Source organism: Novosphingobium sp., assembly GCF_040079535.1.
GTDB lineage: Bacteria > Pseudomonadota > Alphaproteobacteria > Sphingomonadales > Sphingomonadaceae > Novosphingobium.
In genome coordinates, this window is sequence record NZ_JBEBKB010000010.1 from 1 (window position 1) to 18,657 (window position 18,657).

An 18,657-nucleotide genomic window follows, 5' to 3' on the forward strand; every position below is an offset into this window, starting at 1 on the left:
TGGTCTGGCTGGGCGGCGATACGCACCTTTACCTCAACCATGCCGATCTGGTGGAAGAGCAACTATCGCGGGCGCCCGGCGGAGAAGCCATTTTGACTATCAAGCGGCGGTCCGGCAGCATGTCTGACTATCAGATCGAAGACTTCGAAGTGAATGGTTATGCGCCGCAACCAGCCATTGTGGCACCGGTAGCAGTTTAGTTGACGCTGATGCCGGTTTGAAATAATATGTCGCATATCTAAAATTTTGCATCCCTTAGGCCGATGGCAGGGGAGCGAGCATGGAGAGCGAGCGATGGCCGAAGGCCCCGCCAATTCCGATCAACCGCGCGGCAATCTGCCGCCGCTTGAACTGCATGTGCCCGAACCGCCATTTCGCCCTGGCGATCCGGTAGATTACAGCTTTCTCGATATTCCGTCCGCCGGTGCCATGCCGCGCCCGGATGAAGCCTGTGATACCCGCGAAACTCATGCGCTGTGCCACGGCCTGATCCGGGTTCTGGACGAAAACCACCAGGCAGTTGGGGCATGGGATCCCAAGCTTGATCCTGAAACGCTGCGCCGGATGCTGCAGGTGATGGCGCTGACCCGGGCTTTTGACGACCGGATGTATCGCGGCCAGCGCCAGGGTAAGACCAGCTTTTACATGAAGTGTACCGGCGAAGAGGCGACCAGCGTCGCTTCAGCCTTTGCGCTTGATAGCGATGACATGGTGTTTCCCAGCTATCGCCAGCAAGGCATTCTGATCGCGCGGGGCTATCCGATTGTTGAGATGGTCAACCAGATCTACTCCAACCGGGCCGATAAATTGAAGGGCCGCCAGCTGCCGATCATGTATTCCAGCAAGGAGCACGGCTTTTTCTCAATCAGTGGCAATCTGGCAACGCAGTACCCGCAGGCTGCGGGCTGGGCGATGGCCAGTGCGATCAAGGGCGATACCCGGATCGCCAGCGCCTGGATCGGCGAGGGTTCCAGCGCAGAAGGCGATGCCCATGCTGCCTTTACCTTCGCCACGGTATTCAACGCCCCTTGCGTGTTCAACATCGTCAACAACCAGTGGGCGATCTCCAGCTTTTCGGGTTTTGCCGGGGGAGAGCGGGCAACCTTCGCCGCCAAGGCAATCGGTTATGGCATCGCCGGGCTGCGGGTTGATGGCAACGATGCCCTGGCGGTCTATGCCGCAGCGCGCTGGGCCGCCAATCGGGCACGGGCCAATAAGGGTCCGACACTGATCGAACATTTCACCTATCGGGCTGAGGGGCATTCAACCTCTGACGATCCCGGCGCCTACCGTTCCGCGCATGAGCGCGAGGAGTGGCCGCTGGGCGATCCGATCATGCGGCTGAAACGCCATCTGATCGGTCTGGGCGAATGGTCTGAAGCGCAGCACGAGGCAATGGATCTGGAATTGGCGCAGCAGGTAAAGGCCGCGACCAAGGAGGCCGAAAAGAACGGCGTTCTGGGCCATGGCTTGCATCACCCGTTTCACACCATGTTCGAAGATGTGTTCGAAGAACTGCCCTGGAACCTTGAGGAACAGGCGCAGCAGGCCATCCGCGAGCGCCGGATCAAGTGGCCCGATTGGAAAGAGACATGATCCGACAAGAGGAAGCCCCGGTGAGCCTCAGCGAAGCGCCCACGCGCCGCCTCAACATGATCGAGGCGATCAACGATGCACTGGACGTGATGATGGGGCATGACGACAACGTTGTCGTGTTTGGTGAGGACGTTGGCTATTTTGGCGGGGTGTTTCGCGCCACGGCAGGCCTGCAAAAGAAATACGGCAAGACCCGCGTGTTCGATACCCCGATCAACGAATGCGGCATTATCGGTGCCGCGGTAGGGATGGGGGCATATGGCCTGCGTCCGGTGCCTGAGATCCAGTTTGCCGATTACATCTATCCCGGACTTGATCAACTGATCAGCGAAGCGGCGCGGATGCGCTATCGTTCGGCCGGGGATTTTACCGCGCCGATCACAGTGCGATCACCCTTTGGCGGCGGGATTTTCGGCGGGCAAACCCATAGCCAAAGCCCCGAGGCACTGTTTACGCACGTAGCGGGCCTGAAGACCGTGATCCCGTGCACTCCGCACGATGCCAAAGGTCTGCTGATCGCGGCGATTGAAGATAACGATCCGGTGATCTTCTTTGAGCCCAAACGGATCTACAACGGCCCGTTCAGTGGCTATTATGACAAGCCGGTTGAGCCTTGGGCCAGGCATGAAGGCAGCGAAGTACCTGAAGGTTACTACAAGATACCCTTGGGCAAGGCCCGGATCGTGCGCGCCGGCGAGGCGATGACAGTCCTGGCCTATGGCACCATGATTCACGTTGCCACGGCAGTCTGCGCAGAGCACGGCATCGATGCCGAGATTATCGACCTACGCACATTGGTGCCGCTTGATATCGAAACGATTGAGGCTTCGGTCAAGAAAACCGGAAAATGTTTGATTGTTCACGAAGCGACCCGCACCGGCGGGTTTGGCGCGGAACTTTCAGCGCTGGTCCAAGAGCGCTGCTTCTACCATCTTGAAGCCCCGATTGAGCGCGTCACGGGTTTTGATACTCCCTATCCTCACAGCCTTGAATGGGCGTATTTCCCCGGTCCTGTCCGCATTGGCGAGGCAGTCGATCGGCTCTCGAAAGCTTAGATAATGGGCAAGTTCACATTCAACCTCCCCGATATCGGCGAAGGCATCGCCGAGGCTGAAATCGTCGCCTGGCACGTCAAGGTTGGTGATCGGATTGAGGAAGACGACAAAGTTGCCGATGTCATGACTGACAAGGCCACGGTCGAAATGGAAAGCCCGGTTTCGGGTGTGGTGGTTTCAATCGGCGGTGAAGAAGGCGATATGATCGCGATCGGATCGGCGCTGGTGGTGATCGAGGTTGAAGGCGAGGTTGAGGAGCGGCCGGGGGCAGCGGTGTCGGCTCAGCCTGCTCAAGCAGAAACTTCCAAGGCGGCCGATGGCGCCAAGGCTGAAGCGGCGGCTCCGCTTCCGCCGCCTGCTCCGGTTCCTGCGCGTGTGCCGGTTGCCGCGCCGGCGCACCAGACCAAAGTACTTGCCAGCCCGGCCGTGCGTGCGCGCGCATCCGAACTTGCGATCGATCTTGCGCACGTGAAGCCGGCCGAAGACGGCCGCATTCGCCATGCCGATCTTGATGCATTCCTATCCTACAACGCCGCGGGCGGCTTTCGCGCAGCTGGCACCAAGGGCGTGGACCAGACCGTCAAGGTGATGGGCCTGCGCCGCCGGATTGCAGAAAACATGGCCGCGGCCAAGCGGAACATTCCGCATTTTTCCTATGTCGAAGAGTGCGATGTGACTGCGCTGGAAGAAATGCGTGCGCAGCTAAATTCTGCGCGCGGCAGCCGTCCCAAGTTGACTATGTTGCCACTGCTGATCACCGCAATCTGCCGTGCCTTGCCGGATTACCCAATGCTCAACGCGCGCTATGATGATGAAGCGGGCTTGGTCCAGCGCTTTGGCTCGGTCCACCTGGGCATGGCAACCCAAACCGAAGGCGGGTTGATGGTGCCGGTGATCCGCGATGCACAGGACAAAAACCTGTGGCAGCTTGCGGCCGAAATTGTCCGCCTTGCCGAAGCCGCCCGCACCGGCAGCGCCAAAAGTGAGGAACTATCAGGTTCAACGTTGACCATTACTTCGCTGGGCCCGCTTGGCGGGGTGGCGACCACTCCGGTGATCAACCGCCCTGAAGTGGCGATCATTGGCCCCAACCGGATTGTCGAACGGCCGATGTTTGTTGGCGACGGGATGGGCGGTGAACGGATCGAGAAGCGCAAGCTGATGAACATTTCGATCAGCTGCGATCACCGCGTGGTTGATGGCTGGGATGCGGCAAGTTACATTCAGGCAGTCAAGCGGCTGATCGAAGTGCCGGTGCTGCTGTTGGCTGATTGAATTTGAAAAGGCGCAGGCATGGTGTCCGATCCGAAAGTAGATGCCTACATCGCCAAGGCCGCTCCGTTTGCCCAGCCAATCCTGATCAATTTGCGCGCCGCGATCCACGCTGCCGTGCCGGGGCTGGAAGAGGCGATCAAGTGGGGCATGCCGCACTTCCTATACAAGGGTAAGAACCTTGCCGGGATATCCGGTTTCAAGGCACACTGTGCTTTTGTGATCCACGGCGATGGGCGCCAGGGCGATGCGATGGGTCAATATGGCAAGATCGCCAGCCTAGCCGACATTCCAGGCAGCACCATTATCAAGGCCAGGCTTGGCGCGGCTGCGGCGCGGATTGATGAAGCAGGGACCGCGATCAAGCCCAAGGCTGCGCCGCGAACGGCCAAGCCGGAACTGGCGCTCAACCCCGAATTTGCAGCTGCGCTTGATGCCAGCCCTGCGGCGAAGGCCACATTCAAATCCTTCGCGCCATCGCACCGGCGGGAATACGCTGAATGGGTCAATGATGCCAAGCGCGATGAAACCCGTGCCAAGCGGATCGTTCAAGCAATCGAATGGTTGGCCGAAGGCAAGAAGCGCAACTGGAAGTATGAGAACTGCTGATCCTAGCGAACGATCGCGGAATAGGCGATTTCACCAGATCCGCGCGCGGCATCGCCAGCTGAAATCTGCCAGCGCAAATGCGTGACATCCTCTGGCGTGGCTAGCCGGGTTCCGGCCCGCATTTGATCAAGCTTTCCCCAATGCTTGCCGCCATCGATTGAGACTTGCTCTGATCCATCGGCGCTTCCCTGGAAATAGACCGCGCGCGGCACTGCATAGGTGACTGTAAACGAACCTGCCCCGCTTTTTCGCACCCAGCTGACCACATATACCACGCGGTCGCCGCGCCTGAATGTGGCGGCGGGTTGCAATAGCCGCCCTTTGCCTGGCTTGATCCGCTCAACGAACACGGCGCTATCAAGCGCGATCAGCGGTGCGGCCAAGGTTGTTGCCGGAACGGCCAACGCCAAAGCCAAGCTAAGGCCAGCTAACGAGCGACGAAGTTTCACGTAGCAATATCCCCTGCCAGTGCCGATGCGGCACGACGGGGATCTTGTCGCAACTCCGGGCAAAGGAATGGTTAATGCCGACGTAAGGCGAGTGAGGCTGGATGCGCAATCGCCCCGTAAACTTGCCAATGCAGATGGTTTGCAGAGGCTGTTGAAGAGCCTGACAAACTCCCCGATGAACCCTGTTGACAGCCCCGGCGCGCTGTCCTAGTGGCGCTGCTCCCAAGTGGCTGCGCGGGTGTAGCTCAGTTGGTTAGAGTGTCGGCCTGTCACGCCGAAGGTCGCGGGTTCGAGCCCCGTCACTCGCGCCACTTGGGAATTTTCCTACCATGCAGATGTGATATTCACGGCCTTGCCGCCCGCTGGCAGGCTGACGATCATGCCGTCCTTGCCTACCATAAGCTTGCCACCAAAGATTGATGGTGCCTTGCCCAGAAACATGGGTTCGATCAGCTTTGAGGGCAGCGGCGGGACAAGGTGGTAAAGCACCAATGTAGAGACTCCAGCTTCCCTGGCCGTACGCGCGGCGTCTTCGGGACTGGCGTGATAGTTCTGGATGTCCTGCATGATCTGCGCGTTGTTGGCCTGGCCGCGTTCACCCAGCTTGGCACCCAGTGCTGCGACCATCGCTTTATTGAGCGCTTCGTGGAACAACACATCAGAGCCGGTGGCAGCAGCCACCAATGCGGGCGCATAGACCGTATCGCCGCTGATCGCGATCGAGCGCCCCTTGTAATCGATGCGGTAGCCATAAGCCGGGCTGATCGGAGCATGGTTGACCCGGATTACCGTGATCCGGACTCCTTCCTTGTCGTAAACTACCTGGCTGTCAGTGCCGTCAGCCAGGGTGATGATCTGGGCCGTGCCGCCAAAGCCGCCGGGCTGGACCACTTTGGGACCATGGTGGGCAACGCGGTAAGAGCTATCGATTGCATAGGCCGCGTTGAAACCGGCCACGATCTTGTCAGTCCCCGGCGGGCCATAGATTGGCAGTGGAGCAGAGCGCCGGCCACCAACCCATGCTTGCAGCATGGCTTCACCCAGACCGTCGATATGATCGGAATGAAGGTGGGTCAGAAATTCGGCCTGCAGCTTGTTCATGGGAAAGCCCATCCGCATCAATTTGCGGATTGATCCAGAGCCTGAATCGAAGATGAAAGCCTGATTTCCCGCCAGCACCGCAATGCAGGGGCCAGCGCGATCAGCATCGGGCATGGGAGAGCCGCTGCCACAGACATAGGCGTGCAGGCCATCGCCCAGCTTGGCCGCTTGATCGATGCCGACATTGTTTTCCAGCGCGCTTTCAAATGCCCGCTTGCCAATCGCGCCGCGCCCGAAAATCAGCGCCAGTCCGATGAATATCGCCAGCAGCCCAGCGATGATTGCGCCTTTGCGTCTCATTCAATTCCCCTCCGGTAGGCCATCAGGGTATCGGTTCAATCCGGCGCGCGCCAGCGTCCCGTTTCCATCCAGATCAGAAATCGTTTCAGGGGCAGCAGCCAGACCACCCCCAGCACGATATAGACCGGGGTCTGCGCCAGCGCGGGCCAGTGCGCAATGTATGGGGCAAGAAAGTGCGCCACCAGCACGGCATAGGCCATCAGCACTGCAAGCAGTGCCAGTATGCCAAACGGGATCCGCAAGGTTGGTTCGGTTCTCATGACCACGGCCCATAGACCCGGGTTTGCGTTACGACCAGATCGAGCGGCTGATCGTGCGGCTCGATCGGGATCACCGCTTCCAGCTGACAATCCCAGGCCAACCCAATTGCCAATGTGGGGCGGTGTTCCATGAGCCAGCGATCATAAAACCCGGCACCATAGCCAATCCGCCCGCCGCTGGTGGTAAAACCAAGGAGCGGGCAAAACATCACATCGGGCACCAGCAGCGGCGCATCGGCACGCGGCTGCAGTGCCTGGTAGGGATCGCTAACCAGTTCATCATCGGCAAACGGATTTGACCATTCGCGAAACAGCATCGGTGCGCTGCGGGCGGCTAACCACGGCAGGGCGATGCGGTGGCCGCGCTCAGCAAACCAGCGGGCATAGTTGGACGCGGGAACTTCGCCGGCCATTTCATGGAATACCGAAACCACCGCGCCATCTGGCACCAGATCGGCAATCGCGGCTGGCGGACGACTGAACAGCAGCGCGCGCATGCTTTCGGGGATTGCGGCGACGAATTCAGTGCGGCGGCGTTTCAGATCGGCGCGCAACGTTTTCTTGTCGATCACGCAAAGTCCATTCCTGCTCCTCCCGATATCGGGAGGCGTGGGTGACGGGACCACCATGGGCCGTTGCCAGGAAATCCTCTGACGCGTTCACGTCAGGTGGGAACCGTGTGTGCCAGGCCAGAGCCCAACCAGGGACAGCCCCCAGGGATTTGCTTATAGCCTCAGGGATTTTCAAAGGCTCGCACCGGGCAGTACCCGTCATTGCCATAGATAAGCCTTTGCGGCCTATCCCTCAAGGGCAGAGGCGCATTTTTCCAGACGGTCAGCCAAAGCATCAAGTGCGGCGGCGCTGGGACCCGTGCTGAATTCAGTGCTTGGATGTGCAATGGCTGCACCGCCCTTGCTCTTCAGCTCATGGTTTTCATCGGCAAGCAGCAGCGCCGCAAACAGCAGCAGCCGCACTTCGTTGTGGCTGGATGCGCCTATTTCGCGGACTTTGCCTTCGATCGCTTCGCCCAGTTCGGCAACCCGTGCTTCCTCACCCGCGGCACAGGCCACCAGATAGCTTCGTCCGCCGATTGAAAGATTGACGTTGCTCATCCGCCGATCACCCTTGCGCGCCTTCGATCAGCTGGTCGAGCTGTTCGAGCGAATCCTGCACCGCAGTGCGCAAGCGATCATGTTTGGATTGAAGATTGGTCAGATCATCGGCCCCTGAAGCAGAGCGCGGCCGCGCTGCGGCAGCCTCAATCCGGGTGAGGGCCGCTTCGATCCGGGCAATCGCGGTGCTGCTGGGATCCCCATTCATGAGGCATGCTTAACGCGAAACAGTGCCAAGGCAAAGCGTTGCACCGCGCTTTTCCCACCGTTTGCTAGGGATCAGCGATAGTCCCCGCCTTGACGCAGGGGCATGGCTTGGCGAAGAGGCCCTCGCGCCGAATCGCTGCGTTTGTCGCGCCTGCCTGGAGCCATTGCATCATGATCCTCGATTCTGCCCGCCTCGCGCCCATGGCCAATGCCATTCGGGCGCTTTCGATGGATGCAGTCCAGGCGGCCAATTCGGGCCACCCCGGTATGCCGATGGGCATGGCCGATGTTGCGACTGTGCTGTTTTCCCAAGCGCTCAAATTTGATCCTGCGGCGCCCAAATGGCCTGATCGCGATCGCTTCGTACTATCGGCCGGGCATGGCTCGATGCTGATATATTCGTTGCTCCATCTAACCGGATATGAAGCACCGACGATGGCGGACATCCGCAATTTTCGCCAGCTTCACTCGGTTTGCGCCGGGCACCCGGAAAACACCGAGCTGGCCGGGATTGAATGCACCACCGGGCCGTTGGGGCAGGGCTTTGCGATGGCTGTGGGTATGGCCATGGCTGAGCGTCACCTCAATGCCACCTTTGGCGCAGGCCTGGTCGATCACAAGACCTGGGTGATTGCTGGCGATGGCTGCCTGATGGAAGGGATCAACCACGAAGCGGTCGGCCTGGCCGGGATGATGAAGCTGGGCGGGCTCAACGTGTTGTGGGATGATAACAACATCACCATTGACGGCGATACCAGCCTTTCTACCTGCGAAGATATCGCCGCGCGTTATTTGGCCAGCGGTTGGCACGTGACCCGCTGCGATGGCCACGATTTTGCAGATATCGCCCGGGCATTGGCCGAAGCCGCTGCCGATCCGCGGCCGTCGCTGGTTGCCTGCAAGACCGTGATTGGCAAAGGCGCACCTAACAAGCAGGGCGGCCACAGCGTTCACGGTGCCCCGCTGGGCGCCGATGAAATTGCCGCAGCCCGCGAATACCTGGGCTGGACCGCCGCTCCGTTTGAAGTGCCTGCCGAAATCCTGGCCGATTGGCGCAGCCTGGGCGCCAAGGGCGCTGCCGCTCGCGCCGTTTGGGAAGCCCGGCTTGCAGCCGATCCGCAAGGCAGCGAATTTTCCCGGCGAATGGCGGGTGAGCTTCCCGCAGACAAGAGTGCGGCGCGCGATTACCTTGCGTCACTGATTGAAAATCCGCCCAAGGTAGCCACCCGCAAGGCCAGCGAGATGGCGCTGGAGGCGCTTACTGCGGCGATTCCCGAACTGGTTGGCGGTTCGGCCGATCTGACCGGTTCCAATCTTACCAAAACCAAGGCAACCACGCCGTTCAGTGCCAGCGACTATGCGGGCCGTCATGTCCATTATGGAATTCGCGAATTCGGCATGGCCGCGGCGATGAACGGGATGGCATTGCACGGCGGTGTGATCCCTTATGGCGGCACCTTCCTGGTCTTTGCCGACTATTGCCGCAACGCGATCCGGATGTCGGCAATTCAAAAGGCGCGGGTGGTTTATGTGCTGACCCACGACAGCATCGGGCTTGGCGAAGATGGCCCGACCCATCAGCCGATCGAACATGTGATGAGCCTGCGGGCCATCCCGAATTTGCTGGTATTCCGTCCAGCCGATGCAATCGAAACTGCTGAGAGCTGGGCGTTGGCGCTGAAGCAAGCGGACCGGCCTTCGGCATTGGCACTTTCGCGCCAGAACCTGCCGCCCGTTCGGTTTGAGGCAGAGATGAAGACCGCCAAGGGCGGCTACCGGCTCAAAACGGCTGATGCAGCGCGGCAAGCGGTGCTGGTCGCCTCTGGTTCAGAAGTTGAAATTGCCCTGGCCTGTGCTGCGCAGCTTGAAGCAAGCGGGATCGGTGCCGATGTTGTCTCGATGCCGTGCTGCGAACTATTTGATGAACAGGACACAGCCTACCGGGCAGATCTGTTGCCGGCGGGCGTGCTCAAGGTTTCGATCGAAGCGGGGATTACGCTCGGCTGGCAAAAGTATGTCGGCGACGGCTTGACCATCGGCATCGACAGCTTCGGGGCTTCGGCACCAGCTGATAAGCTTTACGATTACTTCGGCCTTAGTGCTGACAAAATTGTCCCTCAAATCATGGCCCGGTTGGGCCAATAGGCAGGAGTTTTTGACCATGGCGATCAAGGTTGCGATCAACGGTTTCGGGCGCATCGGGCGCAATGTGGCGCGGGCGCTTTTGCAGCGCACCGATCATGATCTCGAACTGGTTTCGATCAACGATCTGGCTTCGGCTCAGGCTAATGCCATGCTGTTTCAGCGTGACAGCGTGCACGGCGCCTTTTCGGGCAGCGTATCGGCCGATGGCAATGATCTGGTGATCAATGGCAAGCGCATTCACGTTACGGCTGAACGTGATCCCGCCAACCTGCCGCACGGTGCAAACGGCGTGGACATCGTGCTGGAATGTACCGGCTTTTTTACCGACCGCGCATCTTGCGAAAAGCATCTGGCCGCCGGGGCCAAGCGCGTGCTGATTTCAGCGCCGGGCAAAGGGGTTGATCTGACGGTCGTTTATGGGGTCAACCATGACAAGCTCGAAGCCGGCCACACAATCGTGTCAAACGCATCGTGCACCACCAACTGCCTCGCGCCGTTCGCCAAGGTGCTCAACGATGCCATCGGGATTGAACGCGGGCTGATGACCACGGTCCATGCCTATACCAACGATCAGAAGATCCTTGACCAGATCCACGAGGATCCGCGCCGTGCCCGTGCCGCCGGGATGTCGATGATCCCCACCACTACCGGCGCAGCCCGCGCGGTGGGCGAAGTGTTGCCCGAATTGAAGGGCAAGCTGGATGGCAGCGCAATCCGGGTGCCGACCCCAAATGTCTCGGTTGTCGATCTTACGTTCCAGCCGGGCCGCGAAACGACCAAGGATGAAGTCAATGCGCTGCTTAAGGCGGCGGCAGATGGACCACTTAAGGGCATTCTGGGCTTCAGTGACGAACCGCTGGTTTCAATCGATTACAACGGCTGTGCCAACAGCAGCACCATCGATAGCCTGGAAACAGCTGTGATCGACGGCAAGCTGGTCCGTGTGCTTAGCTGGTACGATAACGAATGGGGCTTCTCCAACCGGATGATCGACACGGCCGGGGCAATGGGGAAGTTGATTTAGGCGAAACGCAACTTCAGACAACTTCGTCATGCTGAACTTGTTCCAGCATCCATCGTGACCGATGACTGAAGTGCAGTTGCGTCCCCATGCGGAGCGGCATAGCGGTTCAACAGGGCTTCGGTCTGAGACGGGTGACGGATTTGGATAGATGGGGGCCGGTCGGCGCTCAAAAGGATGCGACAATGACCAAGTTCAAGACCCTTGATGATCTGGGCGATCTGACCGGCAAAGTCGCGCTGGTCAGGGTTGATCTCAATCTGCCGATGCAAGATGCCCACGTTACCGACGATACCCGCGTGCGGGCGGCTGCGCCGACGATCCTAGAGCTGTCGGCAAAAGGCGCAAAGGTTTTGCTACTCGCGCATTTCGGTCGGCCCAAGGGTGAGCGGGTTTCGACCATGTCGGTTTCGATGACGCTCGATGCCGTCCAGGCGGTGCTGGGCAGGGAAGTGATGTTCGTGCCTGAGATTGCCGGACCAGTGGTCGCGCAGTCGATTGGCATTCTTCAACCGGGCGATATTGCCCTGCTGGAGAACACCCGGTTCTGGAAGGGTGAAGAAACGAACGATCCAAAACTGGCCAAGGCGATTGCGGCCAATGCCGATCTTTATGTGAACGATGCCTTCTCTGCCGCGCACCGGGCGCATGCCAGCACTGAAGGGTTGGCGCATCTTCTACCAGCCTATGCCGGACGATCGATGGAAGCCGAATTGAAGGCGCTGCAGGCCGCACTGGGCGATCCGCAGCGGCCAGTTGCCGCCGTGGTGGGCGGCGCCAAGGTTTCATCGAAGCTTGACGTGCTGACCCACCTGGTGACCAAGGTCGATCATCTTATCATCGGCGGGGGAATGGCCAATACGTTCCTGGCAGCGCGCGGGGTTAATGTCGGCAAGTCATTGTGCGAACATGAACTCGCCCCGACTTGTGACGCGATCCTTGATGCGGCCGACAAGGCCGGGTGCACCGTGCATCTCCCCTACGATGTTGTGGTGGCAAAGGAATTTGCTGCCAATCCGGCAAGCTTGCGGATCTGCAACGTCCATGAAGTTGCGGCTGACGAGATGATCCTTGATCTTGGCCCGCAAGCTGCCGAAGCACTGGCCGATGTTCTCAAAACGTGCCGGACACTGGTCTGGAATGGGCCGCTGGGCGCGTTTGAAACCCAGCCATTTGATGCCGCCACCGTTGCGCTCGCGAAGAACGCGGCAGCCTTGACCAAGGAAGGCGCGCTGGTTTCCGTTGCGGGTGGGGGCGATACAGTTGCGGCATTGGCCCATGCCGGCGCGGCACAGGATTTCAGCTATATTTCCACCGCTGGCGGCGCATTCCTGGAATGGATGGAAGGCAAGGAATTGCCGGGCGTTGTTGCGCTGGAGCGCGGCTGAGCCCAATCAAGGTTAGCGCACTTGCAGGCCAGAAACAGGGCCGCTAAAGGCGCGCCAACACATACGTATGCAGCACAAGGATCGATAGCCATGAACACCGCCGAGATGACCGCCAAGATGGCCGCCGGAAACGGCTTTATTGCTGCGTTGGATCAGTCTGGTGGATCGACTCCAAAGGCGCTTGCAGGCTATGGAATCGGTGAAGATGCGTGGAGCGACGAGGCCGGAATGTATGGCTTGATCCATGACATGCGCAGCCGGATCATCCGCTCTGCGGCGTTCACCGGCAGCAAGGTGATCGGTGCGATCCTGTTCGAACGGACCATGGATGGAACCGTTGATGGACTGCCGACCCCGGCTGCGCTGATCGCCAAAGGCGTTGTGCCGTTTATCAAGATCGACAAGGGTCTGGAAGACGAAGATCGCGGTGTGCAAATGATGAAGCCAATGCCTGAACTGGACGCGTTGTTGGCGCGATCAAAGGCGCTGGGCGTCTATGGCACCAAGGAGCGCTCGGTTATCAATTCGGCCAATGCATCGGGCATTGCCGATATTGTCGCGCAGCAGTTTGAAGTGGGACGCCAGGTGTTGAAAGGCGGCCTGATGCCGATGCTTGAGCCTGAAGTGAACATCAAGAGCGATACGCGCGGGGCCTGCGACGAGCTGTTGCTGGCCGAACTGCTGAAGAACCTTGAGGGCATGAACGAGCAGGTGATGCTTAAGCTGAGCCTGCCGGTTATCCCCGGCACGTTCGATCCGCTGGTCCGCCACCCCAAGGTGCTGCGCGTGGTGGCGCTTTCAGGCGGCTACAAGCGCCCCGAAGCCTGCGCAGAGCTGTCCAGAAACAAGGGCATCATCGCCAGCTTCAGCCGCGCGCTGCTGGAAGATCTGCGGTTCCAGATGAGTGACGCCGAATTTGACGCTGCGCTGGGTGAAGCGATCGACGCGATCTACACCGGGTCTACGGTCAAGGCCGGCTAAAGCCCGCCGCTGAATTTCAGGGCAAACCGGTAGTCACCTGGCGCGATTGTGCGCTGGGTGCTGCGCGGCGGCATTGTGCCCAGCAATTCCAGGGTGCCGTCTGCCACTGGCAGCGGCTGGTCACTGGCAAGTTCGCTCAGCCTGGTTCCACTGCCCAGCTGGATCCGTACGCGCAGCCTAACCCGTCCGGCCCAGGCACAGCGCGCTTCCATCGGGCAGCGGCTGTCTTCCAATACTTTCATCACGGTAACGACAGGGCCGCCAAGATTGGCCTTCTGACCAAGCCTGACTTCGCTTGATCCGTCCTCGTTGACCTTGGGCAAAGTTACGCAGGCTGAGGCGAGGGCGGCAGTTAATGCCAGCAAGGGAAGACGGCGGATCATTCGCTGGAAATAGCCCATTCTGCATGAACCTGCGCCGAACACTTGGCCTGCCCGGCTGAGCAGGCTAAAGCGCTGGAATGTCCAATTGCCAGCTTTACCTGATTTCCCCGCTCGATGTTTCCGGCCAGTTTCCAGAACGGCTTGCCCGCGCGCTTGATGCCGGGATGGGAGGGCCTGCCCAAATTGCGGCCTTTCAGTTCAGGGTCAAGGACGTGGACGAGCATGAGGCCGCGCGGCTGGCGCAGCCGCTTCAGGCGATCTGCGCGAGCCGTGAGGTGGCGTTCATCATCAACGATTCGATCAGCCTGGCCAAACGGCTTGGCGCCGACGGGGTTCATTTGGGGCAGGGCGACGGCGATGTGGCTGATGCCCGTGCAGAGCTGGGCCGCGATGCTCAGATCGGTGTAACCTGCCATGCCAGCCGCGATCTGGGGCTGGAAGCTGGTGAAGCCGGCGCTGATTACGTTGCATTTGGCGCATTTTTCCCAACGCAAACCAAAGTTACCGAACATCGGGCTGAGCTGGAGTTGCTAAATTGGTGGCAAAAACTGATGGAGGTGCCGTGTGTCGCCATCGGCGGGATTACGCCTGACAATTGTAGACCTTTGATCGAAGCGGGCGCAGATTTCCTGGCCGCAAGTCACGCCGTATGGGGCGGCGACGAAGTGGCGGCGATCAAGGCTTTTGCGCAGGTGCTGGGCAAGGGCTGATCTGGGTAAGCGGATCCTGCGCCTGCAAATCTGTTGACGCGCGGAATTTCATGGGGTTGGTTGGCAAGGTAGCGCCCGACAAGGCGCATCGAAGGGGTTGAAAATGGCAGAGAATGAACCGGCACCGCAGGTTGATGTAACCAAGGCGTGGGCAGCAACGCAGGATCAAAAAGGCAAGGCCAAGAAATTGCGGATCTATGCCGCGCTGGCCTGGTTGGTCGCGATTGGGACCGAAATCGGCGCCATCGTGATGCTGAAGCAGGGCAAGTTCCAGTCTGGCAACATGGCGCTGCTAATTGGGCTGATGGTGTTGATCGCCGCTTTCGCTATCGGCGGCAGCCTGATGTGGAAGACCGCAAACAAGCACGATCCCGCAAGCCGCGCCGATGGTTTCCGGTTCTTCATCCAGAATCAGCTGGGCGCGATCATCACGGTGATCGCCTTCCTGCCGCTGCTCGCGCTGATCTTCCTCGACAAGGATATGGATCCCAAGAACAAGAAGATCGCCGGCGGCGTGGGTGTGGCCCTTGCTTTGCTGGCGACTGTGATCGGGATTGATTTCAAGCCGCCATCGACCGAGCAATATACCGAAGACATGAACCAGTGCGCGGCGCAGATCAAATCTGGCCAGCCAACTACGGCCTGTTCCCCCGAAGTAGCCCAGCAGGCGCAGGATATCGCGCGCGATTCCGCTGCGGTGGCCGATGCGACCAAGTCTGAAGCCAATCCTGGCGGGATCGATACCGTTTATTGGATCGCGCCGAAGGACGGAAAGAAGAAGGCGGATTCCGCGCTGGTCTTCCACCTGTGTGAGAACGTCAGCGATCTGCGCGGCAAAACTGTCAACCAAGGTTCTGTGACCGAGGCCTATGGGCAAAACGCCACCCGCATCACCAAGGAAGTCAACAGCGAACAGAAGCAGTGCGGGTTTGGCGCGCCAGCGCCGGCCAAAGCGGCTGAGGCTCCTGCTACCTAAAAACCGGACAACTCAGCTTCAGGCCGTGCTGCTCAGCTGCGGCCATGTTGCCCGACCAACCGTTGTGAAATGCCGAGGGACCGACCATGCGTGAATTGACTCTGCGGGGAATCATCCTGGGCGCGCTGCTGACGGTGATTTTTACCGCTGCCAATGTTTATCTGGGGCTTAAGGTCGGGCTTACCTTCGCTACTTCGATCCCGGCTGCGGTGATCTCGATGGCGGTCCTGAAGATGTTTGCCGATACGACAATTCAGGAAAACAACATTGTCCAGACGGTCGCATCATCGGCTGGCACGCTGTCGGCAATCGTGTTTGTGCTGCCCGGTCTGGTGATGATCGGGTGGTGGCAGGGCTTTCCCTATTGGGAATCGGTTGCGGTGATTGTGATCGGCGGAATCTTGGGGGTGCTCTATTCGGTGCCGCTGCGCCGCGCTTTGGTTACCGGATCGGATTTGCCCTATCCCGAAGGCGTGGCTGCTGCCGAAGTGCTGAAAGTGGGCGCAGGCGTTGGCGGCGCGGAAGAGAATGCGCGCGGGCTGAAAGCCGTGATTTTCGGGACCGTAATTTCGGCAGTCTATTCGCTTTTGGCCAAGGCCAAGCTGGTGGTCGAGGGCTGGGAAACGGCATTCAAACTTGGCGGTGGCGGCAGTTTTCTGTCGCTCACCTTCTCGTTCTCGTTGCTGGGCGTGGGGCATCTTGTGGGCATCGCGGTGGGCGTTGCGATGCTGGTTGGCGTAATCCTTTCATACTTCATTATCCTGCCGCAGTTGACCGCCAGCGGCATGCCGGCTGGTGAAGAAATGATCGGCTTTTTGCGCGGCACCTTTCGCAGCGAAGTGCGCCTGATCGGCGCCGGGGCAATCGGAATTGCGGCGATCTATACGCTGCTTAAGGTAATCGGCCCGATCGTGCGCGGCATCACCAGCGCGCTCAAGGCGGACAAGGCCCGCAAGGCTGCCGGCAAGATGGATGCGCTGGAACTGACGGAGCGCGATATTCCAATCGGCATAGTTGGCGGATCAATTGTCTTGCTGATGGTGCCGGTGATGGTGCTGCTGGCAGATTTGGGCGCGGGCGGACCGATTGAAGGAATGCTGGGCCTCTCGCTGTTGGCCAGCACGATCTACATCCTGATTGCGGGTGTGGTGATCGCTTCGGTTACGGGTTACATGGCCGGGCTTATCGGGGCCTCGAACAGTCCGGTATCGGGCGTAGGCATCCTGGCGGTTCTGGGCATTTCCTTGCTGCTGGTGGCGCTGTTTGGGCGCGGGCTATCGCCAGACGATACCAAGGCGCTGGTTGCGTTCGCGCTGTTCGTCACCGCGATCATCTTTGGCATCGCCACGATTGCCAATGACAATCTGCAGGATTTGAAGACCGGGCAACTGGTTGGGGCAACGCCCTGGCGGCAGCAAGTGGCATTGGTGCTGGGGGTGATTTTCGGCGGGCTGGTGATCCCGCCAATCCTGACCATGCTAAATTCAACTTTCGGCTTTCAGGGCGCGCCGGGTGCTGGCGATAATGCACTGGGTGCCCCGCAAGCCGCGCTTATCAGCACGATTGCCAAGGGCGTGCTGGGCGGCGATCTTAACTGGAACCTGATCGGGATCGGCGCGCTGGTGGGCGTGGCCGCGATTATCGCGGACGAAGCGCTGAAGCGTGGCGGCAAGGGTTCGCTTCCCCCGCTGGCCGTGGGCATGGGCATGTATCTGCCCACCGATTCAACCGGTTTCGTGGTGATCGGCGCGGTGCTGGGCTGGCTCTATAATCGCTGGGCCGTGCGCCAGCAGGATCCGGCCTTTGCAGAGCGGATGGGCGTGCTGACAGCAACCGGACTGATCGTTGGTGATGGACTGTTCAACGTGTTGTATTCGGTGGTGGTCAGCGCGACTGATGATCCCGATGCGCTGGCGCTGCTGGGGGCCAATCCCTATGCCGTGCCGATGGGTGCGGTGTTGTTCGGCGGATTGACGGCCTGGGCCTATGCCCGGATGCGTGAAGGTGCTTCGCGGCCAGTCAGCAAATCCTGAAGCTAGCGCTTGTATAGCACCCTGCGCACACAGCGCATCGCGGTGTCTTGCCCGTCTGGACCAATCTGACGCATGAAATTGTTCGAAACGCGGTGGTACTTTGCGCCTTTCAGGGGGCCGCTGGTCAGTTGCAGCAGATCGCCAGTCAAAAGGTAAGTCCCGCGGCCTTCGGGCCTGGCATAGGTGTTGGCCGTGATAATATCGAAATCGGCATCGGGTGTCCGAAGCCCGGCTGCACCAGTTGCATCACCGGGCATTTCGCATTGGTAGGCCCCCGGGCGAAGCGATCCGATCTCTCCGCCGGGAACGGCCAGGGCAGGGGCGGCCAACACGGCGACAAAAAGGGCAGCAAGCGGTTTCATGTCTGCGGCTTTATCAGCAAGCCTGGTTGAGGGCCAGAGTCCTTGCCGTTCGCTGCTTGCTGGGCTAAGGGCGCGCTGCGTCCGGGCCGCGGGGTCCGGGTTCTTTCTCATCCTTGAAGAGGCAATCATGGCCAAAATCAGCGGCGTCGATATTCGTCCCGGCAACATCATCGAATACGAAAAGGGCATCTGGAAGGTCGCCAAGACCCAGCATACCCAGCCCGGAAAGGGCGGCGCGTTCATGCAGGTTGAGATGAAGAACCTGATTGATGGGCGCAAAACCAACGTCCGTTTTCGCAGCCAGGACACGGTTGAAAAAGTCCGCCTCGATACCAAGGATTTCCAATACCTTTACACCGATGGCGATGCTTTGGTGTTCATGGACAAGGACAATTACGAGCAGATCAACCTTCCCACCGACTTGCTTGGTGATGCCGCCGCGTTCCTGCAAGATGGCATGGAAGTGACGCTGGAACTGTGGGAAGAGCGCCCGATCAGCGTCGCCTTGCCCGAACAGATTGAAGCCACCATCGTAGAGGCTGACGCCGTGGTAAAGGGCCAGACTGCCAGCTCCAGCTTCAAGCCTGCCATCCTTGACAACGGCGTGCGCGTTATGGTTCCGCCGTTTATTGCTGCGGGCACCCGGATCATCGTCGATGTCTATGAACGTACCTATGTCGGCAAGGCGGACTGAGAC

The 18,657-nt window shown here is 59.8% G+C and carries 21 protein-coding genes and 1 tRNA gene; 14 read left to right on the forward strand and 8 right to left on the reverse strand.

From position 1 onward, the window contains the following. From ABL914_RS05025 to ABL914_RS05045, 5 genes are all read left to right on the forward strand, one after another. A partial coding sequence (locus ABL914_RS05025) for a thymidylate synthase (RefSeq protein WP_391562069.1) occupies positions 1-200 on the forward strand: 200 nt, incomplete at its 5' end. 94 nt (positions 201-294) lie between these two features. After that, entirely contained in the window at positions 295-1,596 is a 1,302-nt protein-coding gene (locus ABL914_RS05030) for a 3-methyl-2-oxobutanoate dehydrogenase (2-methylpropanoyl-transferring) subunit alpha (RefSeq protein ID WP_391562070.1), read from the forward strand. After that, positions 1,593-2,651 (forward strand): alpha-ketoacid dehydrogenase subunit beta, encoded by a 1,059-nt coding sequence (locus ABL914_RS05035; RefSeq protein ID WP_391562071.1) that lies wholly within the window; start codon positions 1,593-1,595, stop codon positions 2,649-2,651. The genes ABL914_RS05030 and ABL914_RS05035 overlap by 4 nt, the downstream gene beginning before the upstream one ends. Positions 2,652-2,654: 3 nt before the next feature. Next, on the forward strand, positions 2,655-3,926 hold the full coding sequence (locus tag ABL914_RS05040; RefSeq protein ID WP_391562072.1) for a dihydrolipoamide acetyltransferase family protein: 1,272 nt from the start codon (positions 2,655-2,657) through the stop codon (positions 3,924-3,926). 18 nt (positions 3,927-3,944) lie between these two features. Beyond that, entirely contained in the window at positions 3,945-4,532 is a 588-nt protein-coding gene (locus ABL914_RS05045) for a YdeI/OmpD-associated family protein (RefSeq protein WP_391562073.1), read from the forward strand. A gap of 2 nt (positions 4,533-4,534) precedes the next feature. Here the strand turns inward: ABL914_RS05045 and ABL914_RS05050 are convergent, their stop codons facing one another. Next, the gene (locus ABL914_RS05050) at positions 4,535-4,981 is read right to left on the reverse strand and encodes a hypothetical protein (RefSeq protein WP_391562074.1); all 447 of its coding nucleotides are present in this window, start codon (positions 4,979-4,981) and stop codon (positions 4,535-4,537) included. Positions 4,982-5,215: 234 nt separating this feature from the next. Here ABL914_RS05050 and ABL914_RS05055 point away from each other — a divergent pair. Then, positions 5,216-5,292: transfer RNA gene (locus ABL914_RS05055), tRNA-Asp, on the forward strand. 13 nt (positions 5,293-5,305) lie between these two features. Here the strand turns inward: ABL914_RS05055 and ABL914_RS05060 are convergent. The 5 genes from ABL914_RS05060 to ABL914_RS05080 all read right to left on the reverse strand — a co-directional run bounded on the left by ABL914_RS05060 (position 5,306) and on the right by ABL914_RS05080 (position 7,962). Further along, positions 5,306-6,382 carry an MBL fold metallo-hydrolase gene (locus tag ABL914_RS05060; RefSeq protein WP_391562075.1) on the reverse strand — a complete coding sequence of 359 codons (1,077 nt, stop codon included), beginning with the start codon at positions 6,380-6,382 and terminating at the stop codon, positions 5,306-5,308. A gap of 35 nt (positions 6,383-6,417) precedes the next feature. Further along, on the reverse strand, positions 6,418-6,642 hold the full coding sequence (locus ABL914_RS05065; RefSeq protein ID WP_391562076.1) for a DUF2842 domain-containing protein: 225 nt from the start codon (positions 6,640-6,642) through the stop codon (positions 6,418-6,420). Next, positions 6,639-7,214, reverse strand: a complete 576-nt coding sequence (locus ABL914_RS05070) for a 5-formyltetrahydrofolate cyclo-ligase (protein ID WP_391562077.1) — start codon at positions 7,212-7,214, stop codon at positions 6,639-6,641. The genes ABL914_RS05065 and ABL914_RS05070 overlap by 4 nt, the downstream gene beginning before the upstream one ends. 225 nt (positions 7,215-7,439) lie before the next feature. Then, positions 7,440-7,754 carry a cell division protein ZapA gene (locus tag ABL914_RS05075; protein WP_391562078.1) on the reverse strand — a complete coding sequence of 105 codons (315 nt, stop codon included), beginning with the start codon at positions 7,752-7,754 and terminating at the stop codon, positions 7,440-7,442. A 7-nt stretch (positions 7,755-7,761) separates the two neighbouring features. After that, positions 7,762-7,962 (reverse strand): hypothetical protein, encoded by a 201-nt coding sequence (locus ABL914_RS05080; RefSeq protein WP_391562079.1) that lies wholly within the window; start codon positions 7,960-7,962, stop codon positions 7,762-7,764. Between the two features lie 170 nt (positions 7,963-8,132). On the opposite strand from ABL914_RS05080, the gene tkt reads away from it, so the two are divergent. From tkt to ABL914_RS05100, 4 genes are all read left to right on the forward strand, one after another. Beyond that, positions 8,133-10,106: a transketolase gene (tkt, locus tag ABL914_RS05085; protein WP_391562080.1), complete on the forward strand. Its 1,974-nt coding sequence runs from the start codon at positions 8,133-8,135 to the stop codon at positions 10,104-10,106. A gap of 16 nt (positions 10,107-10,122) precedes the next feature. Continuing rightward, a complete protein-coding gene (gene gap, locus ABL914_RS05090; protein ID WP_391562081.1) occupies positions 10,123-11,130 on the forward strand; it encodes a type I glyceraldehyde-3-phosphate dehydrogenase in 1,008 nt (335 codons plus the stop codon). A 182-nt stretch (positions 11,131-11,312) separates the two neighbouring features. After that, positions 11,313-12,515 (forward strand): phosphoglycerate kinase, encoded by a 1,203-nt coding sequence (locus tag ABL914_RS05095; RefSeq protein ID WP_391562082.1) that lies wholly within the window; start codon positions 11,313-11,315, stop codon positions 12,513-12,515. Positions 12,516-12,605: 90 nt separating this feature from the next. Further along, positions 12,606-13,496 carry a fructose bisphosphate aldolase gene (locus ABL914_RS05100; RefSeq protein WP_391562083.1) on the forward strand — a complete coding sequence of 297 codons (891 nt, stop codon included), beginning with the start codon at positions 12,606-12,608 and terminating at the stop codon, positions 13,494-13,496. On the opposite strand, the gene ABL914_RS05105 is transcribed toward ABL914_RS05100, so the two are convergent. Further along, positions 13,493-13,879 (reverse strand): hypothetical protein, encoded by a 387-nt coding sequence (locus ABL914_RS05105; RefSeq protein ID WP_391562084.1) that lies wholly within the window; start codon positions 13,877-13,879, stop codon positions 13,493-13,495. The genes ABL914_RS05100 and ABL914_RS05105 overlap by 4 nt on opposite strands. A gap of 77 nt (positions 13,880-13,956) precedes the next feature. On the opposite strand from ABL914_RS05105, the gene thiE reads away from it, so the two are divergent. The 3 genes from thiE to ABL914_RS05120 all read left to right on the forward strand — a co-directional run bounded on the left by thiE (position 13,957) and on the right by ABL914_RS05120 (position 17,598). Continuing rightward, entirely contained in the window at positions 13,957-14,589 is a 633-nt protein-coding gene (gene thiE, locus ABL914_RS05110; protein WP_391562085.1) for a thiamine phosphate synthase, read from the forward strand. 103 nt (positions 14,590-14,692) lie between these two features. Beyond that, positions 14,693-15,565 (forward strand): hypothetical protein, encoded by an 873-nt coding sequence (locus tag ABL914_RS05115; protein WP_391562086.1) that lies wholly within the window; start codon positions 14,693-14,695, stop codon positions 15,563-15,565. Positions 15,566-15,651: 86 nt separating this feature from the next. Then, on the forward strand, positions 15,652-17,598 hold the full coding sequence (locus ABL914_RS05120; protein ID WP_391562087.1) for an OPT family oligopeptide transporter: 1,947 nt from the start codon (positions 15,652-15,654) through the stop codon (positions 17,596-17,598). 2 nt (positions 17,599-17,600) lie between these two features. Here the strand turns inward: ABL914_RS05120 and ABL914_RS05125 are convergent, their stop codons facing one another. Further along, positions 17,601-17,960 (reverse strand): hypothetical protein, encoded by a 360-nt coding sequence (locus tag ABL914_RS05125; RefSeq protein ID WP_391562088.1) that lies wholly within the window; start codon positions 17,958-17,960, stop codon positions 17,601-17,603. 127 nt (positions 17,961-18,087) lie between these two features. Here ABL914_RS05125 and efp point away from each other — a divergent pair, with 127 nt between their 5' ends. Beyond that, positions 18,088-18,654: an elongation factor P gene (gene efp / locus ABL914_RS05130; protein WP_391562089.1), complete on the forward strand. Its 567-nt coding sequence runs from the start codon at positions 18,088-18,090 to the stop codon at positions 18,652-18,654. The last annotated feature ends 3 nt before the right edge of the window (positions 18,655-18,657 follow it).

Excerpts from the sequence above, each read along its gene's own strand:
- ABL914_RS05030 (WP_391562070.1), top strand. The coding sequence starts at position 295 with ATGGCCGAAGGCCCCGCCAATTCCGATCAACCGCGCGGCAATCTGCCG.
- ABL914_RS05035 (WP_391562071.1), top strand. The coding sequence starts at position 1,593 with ATGATCCGACAAGAGGAAGCCCCGGTGAGCCTCAGCGAAGCGCCCACG.
- ABL914_RS05040 (WP_391562072.1), top strand. The coding sequence starts at position 2,655 with ATGGGCAAGTTCACATTCAACCTCCCCGATATCGGCGAAGGCATCGCC.
- ABL914_RS05045 (WP_391562073.1), top strand. The coding sequence starts at position 3,945 with ATGGTGTCCGATCCGAAAGTAGATGCCTACATCGCCAAGGCCGCTCCG.
- ABL914_RS05060 (WP_391562075.1), bottom strand. The coding sequence starts at position 6,382 with ATGAGACGCAAAGGCGCAATCATCGCTGGGCTGCTGGCGATATTCATC.
- ABL914_RS05065 (WP_391562076.1), bottom strand. The coding sequence starts at position 6,642 with ATGAGAACCGAACCAACCTTGCGGATCCCGTTTGGCATACTGGCACTG.
- ABL914_RS05075 (WP_391562078.1), bottom strand. The coding sequence starts at position 7,754 with ATGAGCAACGTCAATCTTTCAATCGGCGGACGAAGCTATCTGGTGGCC.
- ABL914_RS05080 (WP_391562079.1), bottom strand. The coding sequence starts at position 7,962 with ATGAATGGGGATCCCAGCAGCACCGCGATTGCCCGGATCGAAGCGGCC.
- tkt (WP_391562080.1), top strand. The coding sequence starts at position 8,133 with ATGATCCTCGATTCTGCCCGCCTCGCGCCCATGGCCAATGCCATTCGG.
- gap (WP_391562081.1), top strand. The coding sequence starts at position 10,123 with ATGGCGATCAAGGTTGCGATCAACGGTTTCGGGCGCATCGGGCGCAAT.
- ABL914_RS05095 (WP_391562082.1), top strand. The coding sequence starts at position 11,313 with ATGACCAAGTTCAAGACCCTTGATGATCTGGGCGATCTGACCGGCAAA.
- ABL914_RS05100 (WP_391562083.1), top strand. The coding sequence starts at position 12,606 with ATGAACACCGCCGAGATGACCGCCAAGATGGCCGCCGGAAACGGCTTT.
- ABL914_RS05105 (WP_391562084.1), bottom strand. The coding sequence starts at position 13,879 with ATGATCCGCCGTCTTCCCTTGCTGGCATTAACTGCCGCCCTCGCCTCA.
- thiE (WP_391562085.1), top strand. The coding sequence starts at position 13,957 with ATGTCCAATTGCCAGCTTTACCTGATTTCCCCGCTCGATGTTTCCGGC.
- ABL914_RS05115 (WP_391562086.1), top strand. The coding sequence starts at position 14,693 with ATGGCAGAGAATGAACCGGCACCGCAGGTTGATGTAACCAAGGCGTGG.
- ABL914_RS05120 (WP_391562087.1), top strand. The coding sequence starts at position 15,652 with ATGCGTGAATTGACTCTGCGGGGAATCATCCTGGGCGCGCTGCTGACG.
- ABL914_RS05125 (WP_391562088.1), bottom strand. The coding sequence starts at position 17,960 with ATGAAACCGCTTGCTGCCCTTTTTGTCGCCGTGTTGGCCGCCCCTGCC.
- efp (WP_391562089.1), top strand. The coding sequence starts at position 18,088 with ATGGCCAAAATCAGCGGCGTCGATATTCGTCCCGGCAACATCATCGAA.